Origin of the sequence: Microbacterium sp. LMI13-1-1.1 (assembly GCF_040815625.1) — a bacterium.
GTDB classification, from domain to species: Bacteria; Actinomycetota; Actinomycetes; order Actinomycetales; family Microbacteriaceae; genus Microbacterium; species Microbacterium forte.
In genome coordinates, this window is sequence record NZ_JBFPNL010000007.1 from 62475 (window position 1) to 75825 (window position 13351).

Below are 13351 nucleotides of genomic sequence, written 5' to 3' on the forward strand. Positions count from 1 at the left end.
GAGCACCATCGAGACCCCACGCCTCAGGCGATGTAGATCTTGCGAAGCGTCTCGGTGACCGTCCACACGGTGCGCTGGCCCTCGGACAAGCGCACGACCGACCCGGGGTCGACCTCGATCGCGGGCAGCGGCGGTTCGACGAACTCGATGCGGGCGTGACCTGCGAGCACGACGAAGACCTCGTCGGCCTCGGTGTCGGATGCCGTGCCCGGTGTCATCTCCCAGATGCCGACCTCGACCTCGCCGACGGTGGCCAGCGGGTGCGTGGCGGAGGTCGGCCGGCCGATGAGAACCTCGTCCGCCGGCAACGGCGAGTGCGCGAGCGGCAGCGCCGCGGCATCCACCCCGGTTCCCGGTGCGAGCTCGCTCACGAGTCGAATCCCATGCCGACCGCGTCGAGTGTCTTGAGGAACAGGTTGCGCTTGCCCTCGTTGTGGTCGGCCTGGTTCATCGCCGCGCGGACGAGGTTGACGCCGATCGAGGCGACGGGCTCTGGCGGGAAGGGGATCGGCTTCTCGCGCACCATCGCGAGCTCGGTGCGCTCGGTCGACTCACCCGAGAGCTTGTCGAGCATGACGTCGGCGGCGAAGCGCGCCGCGCCGACGCCGAGGCCGGTGAAGCCGGTCGCATACGCGACCCGACCCTTGCGGGCGGTGCCGAAGAACGCGCAGAACCGGCTCGATGAGTCGATCGCCCCCGCCCAGCGGTGAGTGAAGCGCAGCCCCTCGAGCTGCGGGAACGTCGTGAAGAAGTGCGAGGCGAGCCTGCGGTGGCTCTCGGCACGGTCCTCGTATTCGGGACGCACCTTGCCGCCGAAGTGGTAGACCGCGTCGTATCCGCCGAACAGGATGCGGTTGTCGGCCGTGAGCCGGTAGTAGTGGAACTGGTTGGCGCTGTCGGCCAGGCCCTGACGGTTCGACCATCCGACCGAGGCGAGCTGCTCGTCGGTCAGCGGCTCGGTCATCAGCACGTAGTCGTAGACGGGAACGGTCATCAGGCGGTTGCGCTTGAGCAGCGAGGGGAAGACGTTGGTGGCGAGTGCCACGGCATCCGCTCGCACCCGTCCGCCGTCGCGGGTCACGAGCGTGATCGCGCTCGACCCGTCGCCGATCACCTCGCGCACGAGCGAGTGCTCGTAGATCTCGACCCCGAGCTCGATCGCGACACGGGCCAGTTCGAGACCGAGCTTCGCGGGATGCACGAGCGCGCACGCGTCGCGTTCCCACGCTCCGGCGAGGAAAGTGTCGGAGTGCACCTCGGCCTGCACGGCGTCGCGGTCGAGGAAGCCTTCCTCCTCGCGCAGCCACTCCACCTGGTGCGGCTCGACGGCCACGGCCAGCTGGCCGGTGCGCTCGAAGTCGACATCCATGCCGTAGCGCTTCACGGTTCCCTCGATGCCGTCGAGGTTCTCGAGGCCGAGCTCTTCGAGGCGATCGATCTCGTCGGGCCAGCGGGTGACGCCGTTCTCATGCCCGTGCGTGAGGCTCGCCTCGCAGAACCCGCCGTTGCGGCCGGATGCCGCCCACGCGATGCGCGATGCCTCGAGCAGCACGACACGTCGCTGCGGGTCGCGCTCCTTGGCGCGCACGGCGGTCCAGAGTCCGGCGTAGCCGCCGCCGACGATCGCGAGGTCGGCCGTGATGCTCCCGGCCAGTGCGGGGTGCGAGACACGCTCGACGTCGTCGAGCCAGAACACGCTGAGAGCCGTGTCGCGCAGCGAGGCGTCGATCACGGCATCCGCGGGGCGGCGACGTTCGAAGACCGTGGTTCCCATGATCAGTCCCGTTCTCGGAGCCGCGCCTCAGCGCGTGCCCCAGTTGTAGAGGTCTTTGTAGAGACCGGCGTAGAGCAGACTTTCGGTGTGGGTGATGCCGGGGATCGTGCGGATGCGGGTGGCGATCAGGTCGAGCAGGTGGCTGTCGCTCTCGCACACGGCCTCGACGAGGATGTCGAAGGTGCCCAGCGTCACGACGACGTAGGCGAGCTCGGTGATCTTCGTCAGCTCCTCGGCGATGAGTCGGGGGTCGCCCGTCACCCGGATGCCGATCATCGACATGCGGTTGAAGCCGAGCTGCATCGGGTCGGTCACCGCGACGATCTGGATGATGCCTGCCTCGGTCATCCGCTGCACGCGCTGGCGCGCCGCCGCCTCGCTGAGCCCCACCTCTCGGCCGATCTCGGCGTAGGGCCGTCGCCCGTCCTCTTGCAGCAGCTCGACGATCCGCTTCGAGATGTCATCCAGCACGGGCTGCTTCGCTGTGGCGCTCATGTGTCGATATTGACAGCACCGCCGCCTTCTGGCAACTGATTCCATCGTTCAGGCCAGCAGGCTCTTCTGTATTCGCAGTCGGATCGCTAGCATGGCGACCATGGCCACAGAACTCCTTCAGAACTTCATCGGCGGGCAGTACGTTCCCGTGAACGGGCAGGGGCGGATGCCGCTCATCGATCCCGTCACCGAGGAGACGTATGGCGAGCTGCCGGTCTCGGACACCTCTGACGTCGATGCGGCGTACGCCGCGGCATCCGCTGCCTTCCCGCTCTGGCGCGACACGACCCCGGCCGACCGCCAGCTCGCGCTGTTCCGCATCGCCGACGAGATGCAGGCGCGGGCCGAGGAGTTCGCCGACCTCGAGTCGAAGGACACCGGCAAGCCCCGGGCCAGCCTCGTGACCGACGAGATCCTGCAGTCGATCGACCAGCTGCGGTTCTTCGCCGGTGCCGCCCGCAGCCTCGAGGGGCGGGCGGCGGGGGAGTACCTCGCCGGACACACCTCGTTCGTGCGCCGCGAGCCGATCGGCGTGATCGGTCAGGTGACCCCCTGGAACTACCCGCTCAACATGGCGGTGTGGAAGATCGCCCCCGCGCTCGCCGCAGGCAACACCGTCGTGCTGAAGCCCGCAGAGTCCACGCCGCTGACCACGCTGCTGCTCGCCGAGATCGTGGCGCTGCACACACCGGCCGGCACGCTCAACGTCGTGCTCGGCGACCGCGACACAGGGGTGGCGCTCGTCGAGCACCCGACCCCGCAGATGGTCGCGATCACCGGCTCCGTGCGTGCGGGCATGGCCGTCGCGCGCTCGGCGGCGAACGACGTCAAGCGGGTGCACCTCGAGCTCGGCGGCAAGGCGCCCGCGATCGTGTTCCCCGATGCGAACCTCGACAAGGCGGCGTCCGGCATCGTCGCCGGAGCATTCTTCAACGCCGGGCAGGACTGCACGGCCGCGACCCGCGTGCTCGTGCACTCGTCGGTGCACGACGAGTTCGTGGCGGCGCTGGTCGAGAAGGCGAAGACGGATGCTCGTACGGGCGGCCCCCACGAGGAGGGTGTGCTCTATGGCCCGCTCAGCAGCGCGGCCCAGCTCGCTCAGGTGCAGGGCTTCGTCGACCGTCTGCCCGCGCACGCGAAGATCGAGACCGGCGGCACGCGTCAGGGCGAGACGGGCTACTTCTTCGAGGCGACCATCGTCTCGGGCCTGCACCAGGACGACGAGGCGGTGCAGGGCGAGATCTTCGGCCCGGTGCTGACCGTGCAGTCGTTCGACACCGAGGAGCGCGCGCTCGAGATGGCGAACGACGTGCCCTACGCGCTCGCGTCATCAGTGTGGACCACCGACCACGCCAGAGCGATGCGCTTCTCGCGGGATCTCGACTTCGGGTGCGTGTGGATCAACACGCACATCCCGTTCGTCTCCGACATGCCGCACGGCGGGTTCAAGCACTCGGGCTACGGCAAGGACCTCTCGCAGTACGGCTTCGACGACTACACGCGCATCAAGCACGTGATGTCGGCGCTCGACTGAGGATCGGGGTTCTGATTCCTCGACACGTATGACGCGATGTGTCAAGCTGGGCGCACGTCGAATCCGGGGGGATCATCTTGGCACGACCACTCGCGGGGCCTCAGACCCTGCTTCGAACGCTCAACGGCCGCGCGATCCTCGAGACGCTCGCGCGCCGGGGCCCACTCACACGTGCGGAACTCGTCGCCGAGACAGGTCTGTCGCGCACGGCGGTGACGCAGGTGCTGCGAATGCTCGAGGCATCGTCGGCGGTGGCCGCGGCCGGGGTCGATCGTGACACGCGCGGACCCGCAGCGGGGCGCGTCGCACTGCATCCGCAGCTCGGGTTCGCCGCAGCCGTGCACGTCGACGCCCACGCCGCTCATGTCGCCCTGGTCGACCCCGCCGGGGCAGTGCGAGCAGAGACTCACGCCGCATTCCCGCCGCGCGGCGACCGGGTGCAGCACATCGCCTCGCTGGTCGACGCGTGTCGTCGCACGGTGAACGGGCCGCTGCTGCTCGCTGTCGTCGGCATCCCCGGCATCGTCACCGCCGACGGAGGCATCCGCGACGACCAGGGTCCCGACGGCGGCGCGTTCAAGAACGGGCTGGCCGCACGGCTCGGATGCCCGGTGCGCGTCGAGAACGATGTCAACCTCGCGGCTCTCGCCGAGCTCTCGGAGGGCACCGGCGCAGAGCTCAGCAGCTTCGCGCTGCTGCTCCTCGACGACGGTCTCGGAGCCGGGATCGTCATCGACGGGTCCCTGCACCGTGGATTCTCGGGTGTCGCCGGCGAGGTCATGTATCTGCCGCAGAGCCCGCTGCCGATCGGCGCTCCGGTGCTCGGCGACGCCGTCGTGCGCGATCTCGCACTCGCCCACGGACGTGACCCCGACGAGACGATCGACCAGCACCTCGACGCGGCGTGGGCCGGCGATGCGGCCGCGCTCGCCATGACCGCCGAGATGGGGCGCAGGCTCACCCTGATCGCCGGCAGCATCGCGCTCGTGCTCGACCCGGAGGCGTTCCTGCTCAGCGGCACGGCCGCGCACCCGGCGCTCGCCCGTGCAGCAGCCGAGTTCGCGGAAGAACTCGCACCGCAACTGCCGCTCACACTCGTGGTCTCGTCGTTCGGTCCGGAAGCGCCCCTGGTCGGCGCGGTCGGCGAGGCGGCATCCGCGCTTCGGGCATCGGTCTTCGCCCGGCTGCTCCCCGCCTCGGACAGGAGCCGAAGATGACCTCGGACCTCGCGGATCGCCTCGGCCTCGCACCCGGAGCCAGGGCCGTGATCATCAATGCGGACGACTTCGGCATGTGCCACGCGGCCAACACGGCGATCACCCAGCTGCTGGACGCAGGCCATGTCGACTCGACGACCCTGATGGTGCCGTGCGCCTGGGCGCCCGAGGCGATGGCATTCGCAGCCTCGCGCACCGACCTCGACGTCGGTGTGCACCTCGTGCTCACGAGCGAGTGGACCGACTACCGCTGGCGACCGCTCACGGGCACCGGCACGACTCTCGTCGACGAAGCGGGGTACTTTCCCACTGACGTCCTCGCGATCGAAGAGCTCGCGACGGTCGATGACGTCGCCGCCGAGATCGCCGCGCAGCTGCAGGCGGCGCTGGATGCCGGGGTCGACGTGACCCACCTCGACAACCACATGGGATCGGTCTACGGTCTGCTCACCGGGCGGGACTTCCTCGGTCCGGTCTTCGAGCTCGCCGCCCGCAACGGACTGCCTTTCCGGCTGCCGCGCAGCATGGAGGGCACAGACGACGACCCCGCGCTGCAGGCGAAGCTCGCGGAGGCATCGGCCGCAGCCGACGCCCTCGGGGTCGAGATCATCGATCGGCTGTGGAGCCACCCGTTCGAAGAGGTGCCCGGCGAATCCTATGAGCAGATCCGCGACGGCTTCATCGCGCTGCTGCGGGCTGTTCCGGCCGGGGTGACCGAGATCTACCTGCATCCGATGGTCGACGACGACGAGCTGCGGGCCGTCGTCGACTTCGCCGCCGCCAAGCGCGGACACGAGCTTCGCCTGCTCTCCGACCCCGCTGTGCTGCAGGCGTTCGCCGACGAAGGACTCGTGCGACTCGGCTGGCGCGACCTGCGCGATCTGCAGCGGAGCCGGCGCGCATGACCTCGATGGCGACGCGGCTGCGCGATCGTCGGCTCGACGGCGCTCCCACCAGAGCGCAGGCGCTCGCGTTCGGCGCATCCGGGTTTCCCACGCAGCTCATGGCGCAGACGTTCTCGGCCTTCGTCGTCTACTTCTACGTCACCCACCTCGGCGTCGCACCGGGGTGGGTCGCCGCGGCGATGATCGCGCACGGCATCCTGAACGCGGTGCTGAACCCCGTCGTGGGCGCGCTGTCCGACCGCATCCGCACACCGTGGGGCCGCCGCATTCCGTGGATCGGTCTCGGCATCGTGCCGCTCGTGGTCGCCTTCGCGCTGGTGTGGATGCCCCCGGAGCTGCCGACCGCCGGGCTGATCGTGTGGTTCCTCGTCGTCGTGGCGGTGTACGACATCGCGTTCGTGGTGGTGGTGCTGAACATCTCGGCGCTGTTCCCCGAGATCTTCCGCACGACCGACGAGCGGGCGCGGGGCAACGTGCCGCGCCAGATCTTCGCGATCCTCGGAATGGTGCTCGGCACCGCGGGCGCCCCTGCACTGTACGGGTCGATCGGCTGGCCGGGCATGGCGATCGTGCTCTCGACCGTCTGCCTCGTGCTGCTGGTGTGGTCGTTCTTCGGCGGCATGATCGAGCGCCGGGTGCCGGAGGCGGCATCCGAGGCTATGCGGTGGCGCGACCAGCTGAAGTACACGTTCGCGAATCGGGCGTTCGTCCCCTACGTGCTCGGCTCGCTGTTCATCCAGACATCGATCGCCGTGATCCTCGCCGCTCTGCCGTTCTACGTGAGGTATTCGCTGGGCGCCGCCGAGGGCGAGGCCAGCCTGCTGCTGGGTGCGATCTTCGTGACCGCCATCCCGTCGATCGTGCTGTGGAGCGCGGTCGTGCGCCGCACCTCACCTCGCGCGGCGCTGCTGTGGAGCGTCGCGGTGTTCGGCATCGCCATGCTCGGCTACCTGCTGCCGTCGACCGTGCCGGCCGCGGCTCTGGTCGGCGTCGCGGTGGGTGTCGGTGTCGGCGGCCTGCTGCAGCTGCTCGAGGTCGTGCTCGCACAGATCATCGACGAGGACGCCACCCGCACCGGTCATCGACGAGAGGGCGCCTACTTCGGCGTGAACGGCTTCGTGGTGCGCGGCTCGGTCGTGCTGCAGGCCGTCGTCGCAGCGGCCGTGCTGACGGCGTCCGGCTTCGATGCGTCGCTGGGCGATGCGCAGCCCGAGGCGGTCGATGGCGGCATCCGCGTGATGGTCGCCGTGGTTCCGCTCGTCTTCTCCGCTCTCGCGTGGCTGTGCTTCTGGCTCTACCCGATCCGCACCCGAGACCTCTGAGGCCGCTCCCGAGACCTCTGAGGCCGCACCCGAGACCTCTGACGTCAGGACGCGGCCCGACGCGCTTCCCACCCCGTCCGCACCATCTCGTCGACCGTGTACCGCATCTTCCAGTCGAGGTCGCGCGCGGCGAGCTCGCCGGTCGCGACGATGCGGTCGGGGTCGCCGGGGCGACGGGGGCCGATCTCGGGGGTGAAGTCGATGCCGGTGACGCGTGCGACGGCATCCATGATCTGCTTCACGCTGAGGCCGTCGCCCGAACCGAGGTTGTAGGCCGCTTCGATCGGCGCGCCGGTGGCGAGGCGCTGGGCTGCGGCGACGTGGGCCGCCGCGATGTCGCCGACGTGCACGTAGTCGCGCACGTTGGTGCCGTCTTCGGTGTCGTAGTCGTCACCGTTGATGCGCGGGGTCTCTCCCGCGAGGAGCTTCTCGAACACGATCGGGAACAGGTTGTGCGGGCTCACGTCGTAGACGGTCGGGTCTGCGGAGCCGACGACGTTGAAGTAGCGCAGCGACGTGTGTCGCAGCGGCTTGTCGGACTCGGCGGTCGCGATCGCCTGATCGCGCAGCAGCCATTCGCCGATCAGCTTCGACTCGCCGTAGGGGCTGGCCGGCTTCTTGGCGGTGTCTTCGACGACGAGCGCCACATCGGGGGTGCCGAACACGGCGGCCGACGACGAGAACACGATGTTGGCGACGCCCGCGGCCTCCATCGCCTCGAGGATCACGCGGGTGCCTTCGACGTTCTGCGCGTAGGTGTGCAGCGGACGCTGCACCGACACCCCGGCGTACTTGTATCCGGCGACGTGGATGACGCCCTCGGCGTGGTGGTCTCGGAGGGTCTTCTCGACGAGCTCGCGGTCGAGGATGCTGCCCTGCACGAAGGCCACGCCCTCGGGCACGAACGATGCGACGCCACTCGAGAGGTCGTCGAGGATGACGGGCGTCAGCCCCGCATCCGACAGTGCGCGAACGACGTGCGAGCCGATGTAGCCGGCGCCGCCGGTCACGATCCAGGACATTGTGCTCCTCAGGGTGGGGAAGTGTTCAGTATCTCAGGTCGCGATCAGCAGACCCTGACTCCGGTCAGGCGTCGCGGCGCGCTCCGGCCGACGGGGTGACGGTGAAGATCACGGGGGCCGTGAACCCGGATGCGGCGAACGCGGCGTTCACAACATCCGTCACCTGCTGCACGGCATCCTGCTCGATGAGCGCGATCGCGGCTCCGCCGAACCCGCCGCCGGTCATCCGAGCGCCGATAGCTCCGGCGGCGAGGGCGGCCTCGACCGCCGTGTCGAGCTCGGGCACCGAGATCTCGAAGTCGTCGCGCATCGAGGCATGAGAGGCCACGAGCAGGTCGCCGATGGATCGGGGGCCCTCTTCGCGCAGCACCTTCACAGTGTCGAGCACGCGCTGGTTCTCGGTGACCACGTGGCGCACTCGACGGAAGGTCACGTCGTCCATGAGCTCTTCGGCGCGGGCCAGGTCGTCGACCGAGACGTCGCGCAGGCTCGGCACGCCCATGATCGCGGCGCCGCGCTCGCAGGCGGCGCGGCGCTCGCCGTAGCCGCCGGTGGAGTGGGCGTGCTTGACGCGGGTGTCCATCACGAGGATCGCGAGGCCGGCCTCGGCGATGCCGACCTGCACGAGGTTCGCGTCGAGCGAGCGGCAGTCGAGGAAGATCGCCGCGTCGGGCTCGCCGAGCATCGAGGCCATCTGGTCCATGATGCCGGTCGGAGCGCCGACTGCCTCGTTCTCGGCTCGACGGCCGACGCGCGCGAGGGCGGTGCGGTCGAGTCCGGCGGCCCAGAGGTCGTTCAGGGCGGATGCCGTGGCGCTCTCGATCGCGGCGGACGACGAGAGTCCTGCGCCGACTGGGACGTCGGAGGTGATCGCGATGTCGAGGCCGCGGCCGTCCGCACCCGCCTGACGGAGCGCCCAGGCGACGCCGAGCGGGTATGCGGCCCATTCGGGCACACCGGGGGCGGTGCCGGACGGGGTGGGGAACAAGTCGTCGAGCTCGACGAGGGAGACCTCGACCGGTGCATCGGCGAAGGTCGATGCGACGCGCACTCGGCCGAGGCCGTCGTCGCGGATCCCGACGGCCGCGTAGGTGCGGTGCGGGATCGCGAACGGCAGCACGAAGCCGTCGTTGTAGTCGGTGTGCTCGCCGATCAGGTTCACTCGTCCCGGCGCCGACCAGACACCGTCGGGGGCGCGGCCGGTGAGGTCGGTGAAGAGCGCCGTCGCGGCCTCGATGGTGGTGGTCATGCGGATGCCTCGTCTGCGGTGTCTGCGGTGTCTGCGGATGCGTGGGTGGCGTCTGCCTTCGCGATGGCCTCGCGGATGCGGGCGGCGCCCTGTTCGGGGGTGACCTCGGCGGCCCAGGCCCACATCGCGGCCTCGGAGCCGGCGAGGAACTTGAGCTTGTCGGCGGCCCGGCGGGGGCTGGTCAGCTGCAGATGCAGCCGCACGCTGTCGCGACCGACGTTCACGGGAGCCTGGTGCCAGGCGGCGATGTACGGGGTCGGGGTGTCGTAGAGCGCGTCGACGCCACGGAGCAGGCGCAGGTAGAGGGGAGCGAGCTCGTCGCGCTCGGCATCCGTCGTCTCGGCGAAATCGGGAACGTGGCGGTGCGGCATCAGGTGCACCTCGAGAGGCCAGCGGGCGGCGAAGGGCACGAAGGCCGTCCAGTGCTCTCCGCGGAACACGACGCGCTCGGACGCCTGCTCGGACTCGAGGATGTGCTGGAACAGGTCGGGAGCGGTGCGGTCGATCGAGTCGAGCAGCCGCGTGGTGCGCGGCGTCACGTAGGGGTACGCGTAGATCTGGCCGTGGGGGTGGGGGAGCGTGACCCCGATGGCCTCGCCGCGGTTCTCGAACGGGAAGATCTGCTGGATTCCCGGGAGCTGGGAGAGCGCTGCGGTGCGGTCGGCCCAGGCCTCGATCACGGTGCGGGCGCGTGTGACCGACTGCGTGCCGAACGATCCGGTGTGCTCGGGGCTGAAACAGACGACCTCGCAGCGACCGACCGACGTGCGGGTGCGGCCGAGGCCCAGAGCGCTGAGGTCGTCGAGTCCGCGCGGAGGGTTGCTCGCTGCGGGGGCGGTGCCGGTGGCCTCGGCCAGGGCAGGGCCGAACGCGGGCGAGCGGTTCTCGAACACGGCGACGTCGTAGAGCGACGGCACCTCAGACGGGTTGGTCGGCGACTGTGGAGCGAGCGGGTCGGCGTCGGGGCTCGGCATCATCACGCGGTTCTGCCGGTTCGCGGCGACGGTGATCCAGTCGCCCGTCAGCACGTCGAGGCGCATCGTGGCGGTCTCGCCGCGGGCATCGAGGGTGCGTGCGTCGACCGCGCGCTCGGCACCGAGCGTCGTGTCGGGGTCGTCGAAGTAGATCAGCTCGCGGCCGTCGGCGAGCGTGGTGGCCCGTTTGATGATTCCGGCTGAGAGAGTCTCGGTTCGCAACTCAGGAGATTCGTGCGTGTTCACGTAAACATGGTACGCACATCGTCGTGGTAACGTCAACATTCTGAGAGTTGTGGACGGACTTCGACGGAGACGGACCGAGTGATGGGTGGAGGATGCCGATGAGCGACGACCTCGCGCTCCGCGGCGACCGGCCGCGCCGGAATCGCCCCGCATCGGGTCGAGTGTCGATGGCGATGGTCGCCTCTCGCGCCGGCGTCTCGGGTCAGACCGTCTCACGCGTCGTCAACGACAGCCCCCGCGTCGACCCCGCCACCCGTGAACGTGTCGAGACGGCGATGGCCGAGCTCGGTTATCGCCCGCATCGCGCCGCGCGGGCGCTGCGCACCGGCCGCTCGCAGACCATCGGGCTCGTCGTCACCACTCTCGCGACGGTCGGCAACTCGCGGATGCTGCAGGCCACCGCCGAGGCAGCGGCGGAACGCGGCTATGCGCTCACCCTCGTGACGGCGGGCGACAGCGTCGCCGACGCCTTCGAGCGGCTCGCCGAGCAGGAGGTCGACGGGGCGATCGTGCTGAACGAGGCGTCCGCTCTCGTTCCCGAAGCCCAACGCCCGCCCGGTCTGCGACTGGTCGTGGTCGATGCGCCGGCGTCAGCCGAGCTCGCCGTCGTGCACAGCGACCACGTCGGGGGCGCCGCCGCGGCGACCGCCCACCTGTTGAGCCTCGGTCACGAGACCGTGCACCATCTCGCCGGGCCTTCCGGGTCGTTCGCCGCGGCGGAACGCGAGCGCGGGTGGAGGCAGGCTCTCGCGGACGCGGGCATCGAGCCGGCGCCCGTCGTCCGCGGCGACTGGACGGCCGAGGCCGGTTTCGTCGCCGGGGAGGCGCTGCGCGCAGCATCCGCCGTCTTCTGCGCCAACGACCAGATGGCGCTCGGGCTGCTGCGGGCCTTCGCCGAGGCGGGGCGGCGGGTTCCCGAAGACGTCGGCGTCGTCGGGTTCGACGACGTGCCGGATGCCGCGAACTACCGGCCTCCGCTGACGACGATCCGCCAGGACTTCACGGCTCTCGCGCAGCGCGCCGTGGGTCTGCTCGTCGCCGAGATCGAGGGCACGCCGGGCGCCGCGGCATCCGCTGTCGTCCCGACTCTTCTGATCGACCGCGCCAGCACCCGCTGAGGCGCTCGGTTCTTCACGCGGGCAGCCGCCCGTCTCGCCCTGCGGGGTCAGAAGCGCGCCCGGCGCACGGTGTGGGGCCAAAAACGCATCTGGCGCACGGTGCGGGGTCGAAAAAGCACCGGAACAGGCCGGTTCGGATGCGGAATTGACCTCTGCACCCGGCCCCGCCCAGCGAGACCCGTCGCAGAACTAAGGGAGAGCGTTTTCCCCACTGCTTGCACATAAGCCTCGGGCGTGGCATGCTGACGGAAAGCGCTTACCCGCGCCGGATCGCACACAGGGGTTTCCCCGCAGAGGATGCGGGATCTGAAAGAAGAGAACGGACCAGCAATGTCGCAGACGACAACCCGCCAGATCGGGATCATCATGAACGGCGTCTCGGGGCGCATGGGCTACCGGCAGCACCTCGTGCGGTCGATCCTCGCGATCCGCGAAGAGGGCGGCATCGAGCTGCCCGACGGATCCCGCATCACGGTGAAGCCGCTGCTCGTCGGCCGCAATGAGGCCAAGCTCGCCGAGCTCGCCGCCAAGCACGGCATCGAGGACTACACGACCGACCTCGACGCGGCCCTCGCCGACCCGAAGTGGGAGATCTACGCCGACTTCCTCGTGACCAAGGCCCGTGCCTCCGCTCTTCGCAAGGCGATCGCGGCAGGCAAGGCCATCTACACCGAGAAGCCCACCGCCGAGTCGCTGGACGAGGCTCTCGAGCTCGCGCGTCTCGCCGATGAGGCGGGCGTCAAGACCGGCGTCGTGCACGACAAGCTCTACCTGCCCGGCCTGCAGAAGCTCAAGCGCCTGATCGACTCGGGCTTCTTCGGCCGCATCCTGTCGGTGCGAGGCGAGTTCGGCTACTGGGTGTTCGAGGGCGATTGGCAGCCCGCGCAGCGCCCCAGCTGGAACTACCGCACCGAAGACGGCGGCGGCATCATCGTCGACATGTTCCCGCACTGGAACTACGTGCTCGAGAACCTGTTCGGCGAGGTCAAGAGCGTCTACGCGCAGGCCGCCGTGCACATCGCCGACCGCTGGGACGAGAACGGCGAGCACTACACCGCCACCGCCGAAGACGCGGCATACGGCATCTTCGAGATCGAGGGCGGCATCATCGCCGAGATCAACTCGAGCTGGACGGTGCGCGTGAACCGCGACGAGCTCGTCGAGTTCCAGGTCGACGGCACCCACGGATCCGCCGTGGTCGGACTCTTCGGCGCGAAGATCCAGCCGCGCAACGCGACGCCGAAGCCGGTGTGGAACCCCGACCTCGAAGACAGTCATGACTACGACGCCGACTGGCAGCAGGTGCCCACGAACGACATCTTCCTCAACGGCTTCCGTCAGCAGTGGGAGGAGTACCTGGTCTCGTTCGTCGAGGGCACGAAGTACCCCTTCGACCTGCTTTCGGGTGCTCGCGGCGTGCAGTTCGCCGAGGCCGGTCTGACCTCCAGCGCCGAGGGCCGCAAGGTCGCGCTCGAGCCGCTGACGCTGGGCTGAG

Annotated in this window: 12 protein-coding genes; 6 read left to right on the forward strand and 6 right to left on the reverse strand. The window is 69.6% G+C overall.

All coding sequences use genetic code 11. The annotated features are described in order from the left end of the window. Positions 1-23: 23 nt before the first annotated feature. The 3 genes from MRBLMI13_RS16600 to MRBLMI13_RS16610 are packed head-to-tail and all read right to left on the reverse strand — an operon-like array spanning position 24 to position 2269. Positions 24-371 (reverse strand): cupin domain-containing protein, encoded by a 348-nt coding sequence (locus MRBLMI13_RS16600; protein WP_367823975.1) that lies wholly within the window; start codon positions 369-371, stop codon positions 24-26. After that, entirely contained in the window at positions 368-1774 is a 1407-nt protein-coding gene (locus MRBLMI13_RS16605) for an NAD(P)/FAD-dependent oxidoreductase (protein WP_367823977.1), read from the reverse strand. The genes MRBLMI13_RS16600 and MRBLMI13_RS16605 overlap by 4 nt, the downstream gene beginning before the upstream one ends. 27 nt (positions 1775-1801) lie before the next feature. Next, positions 1802-2269 (reverse strand): Lrp/AsnC family transcriptional regulator, encoded by a 468-nt coding sequence (locus tag MRBLMI13_RS16610; protein WP_042541475.1) that lies wholly within the window; start codon positions 2267-2269, stop codon positions 1802-1804. Between the two features lie 100 nt (positions 2270-2369). Here MRBLMI13_RS16610 and MRBLMI13_RS16615 point away from each other — a divergent pair, with 100 nt between their 5' ends. From MRBLMI13_RS16615 to MRBLMI13_RS16630, 4 genes are all read left to right on the forward strand, one after another. Next, positions 2370-3803, forward strand: a complete 1434-nt coding sequence (locus MRBLMI13_RS16615) for a gamma-aminobutyraldehyde dehydrogenase (RefSeq protein WP_367823979.1) — start codon at positions 2370-2372, stop codon at positions 3801-3803. A 77-nt stretch (positions 3804-3880) separates the two neighbouring features. Continuing rightward, positions 3881-5020 carry an ROK family transcriptional regulator gene (locus MRBLMI13_RS16620; protein ID WP_367823981.1) on the forward strand — a complete coding sequence of 380 codons (1140 nt, stop codon included), beginning with the start codon at positions 3881-3883 and terminating at the stop codon, positions 5018-5020. Then, positions 5017-5925 carry a polysaccharide deacetylase family protein gene (locus MRBLMI13_RS16625; RefSeq protein WP_367823983.1) on the forward strand — a complete coding sequence of 303 codons (909 nt, stop codon included), beginning with the start codon at positions 5017-5019 and terminating at the stop codon, positions 5923-5925. The genes MRBLMI13_RS16620 and MRBLMI13_RS16625 overlap by 4 nt, the downstream gene beginning before the upstream one ends. Further along, the gene (locus MRBLMI13_RS16630) at positions 5922-7247 is read left to right on the forward strand and encodes an MFS transporter (RefSeq protein WP_367823985.1); all 1326 of its coding nucleotides are present in this window, start codon (positions 5922-5924) and stop codon (positions 7245-7247) included. Before MRBLMI13_RS16625 ends, MRBLMI13_RS16630 begins: the two co-directional genes overlap by 4 nt. Positions 7248-7291: 44 nt before the next feature. On the opposite strand, the gene galE is transcribed toward MRBLMI13_RS16630, so the two are convergent. The 3 genes from galE to galT all read right to left on the reverse strand — a co-directional run bounded on the left by galE (position 7292) and on the right by galT (position 10738). Beyond that, entirely contained in the window at positions 7292-8269 is a 978-nt protein-coding gene (gene galE / locus MRBLMI13_RS16635; RefSeq protein WP_367823987.1) for a UDP-glucose 4-epimerase GalE, read from the reverse strand. 64 nt (positions 8270-8333) lie between these two features. After that, a complete protein-coding gene (gene galK, locus MRBLMI13_RS16640; RefSeq protein WP_367823989.1) occupies positions 8334-9518 on the reverse strand; it encodes a galactokinase in 1185 nt (394 codons plus the stop codon). Further along, complete coding sequence (galT, locus tag MRBLMI13_RS16645; RefSeq protein ID WP_367823991.1) at positions 9515-10738, reverse strand: galactose-1-phosphate uridylyltransferase; 1224 nt, start codon at positions 10736-10738, stop codon at positions 9515-9517. Before galT ends, galK begins: the two co-directional genes overlap by 4 nt. A gap of 167 nt (positions 10739-10905) precedes the next feature. Here galT and MRBLMI13_RS16650 point away from each other — a divergent pair, with 167 nt between their 5' ends. After that, entirely contained in the window at positions 10906-11856 is a 951-nt protein-coding gene (locus MRBLMI13_RS16650; RefSeq protein WP_367824212.1) for a LacI family DNA-binding transcriptional regulator, read from the forward strand. Between the two features lie 330 nt (positions 11857-12186). Then, positions 12187-13350, forward strand: coding sequence for a Gfo/Idh/MocA family protein (locus MRBLMI13_RS16655; protein ID WP_367823993.1), 1164 nt, complete (start codon positions 12187-12189; stop codon positions 13348-13350). Position 13351: the final 1 nt, after the last annotated feature.

Bases quoted from the DNA above. Each gene is read 5' to 3' on its own strand.
- MRBLMI13_RS16610 (WP_042541475.1), bottom strand. From the start codon at position 2,269: ATGAGCGCCACAGCGAAGCAGCCCGTGCTGGATGACATCTCGAAGCGG.
- MRBLMI13_RS16630 (WP_367823985.1), top strand. From the start codon at position 5,922: ATGACCTCGATGGCGACGCGGCTGCGCGATCGTCGGCTCGACGGCGCT.
- MRBLMI13_RS16650 (WP_367824212.1), top strand. From the start codon at position 10,906: ATGGCGATGGTCGCCTCTCGCGCCGGCGTCTCGGGTCAGACCGTCTCA.
- MRBLMI13_RS16615 (WP_367823979.1), top strand. From the start codon at position 2,370: ATGGCCACAGAACTCCTTCAGAACTTCATCGGCGGGCAGTACGTTCCC.
- MRBLMI13_RS16625 (WP_367823983.1), top strand. From the start codon at position 5,017: ATGACCTCGGACCTCGCGGATCGCCTCGGCCTCGCACCCGGAGCCAGG.
- galE (WP_367823987.1), bottom strand. From the start codon at position 8,269: ATGTCCTGGATCGTGACCGGCGGCGCCGGCTACATCGGCTCGCACGTC.
- MRBLMI13_RS16655 (WP_367823993.1), top strand. From the start codon at position 12,187: ATGTCGCAGACGACAACCCGCCAGATCGGGATCATCATGAACGGCGTC.
- galK (WP_367823989.1), bottom strand. From the start codon at position 9,518: ATGACCACCACCATCGAGGCCGCGACGGCGCTCTTCACCGACCTCACC.
- MRBLMI13_RS16605 (WP_367823977.1), bottom strand. From the start codon at position 1,774: ATGGGAACCACGGTCTTCGAACGTCGCCGCCCCGCGGATGCCGTGATC.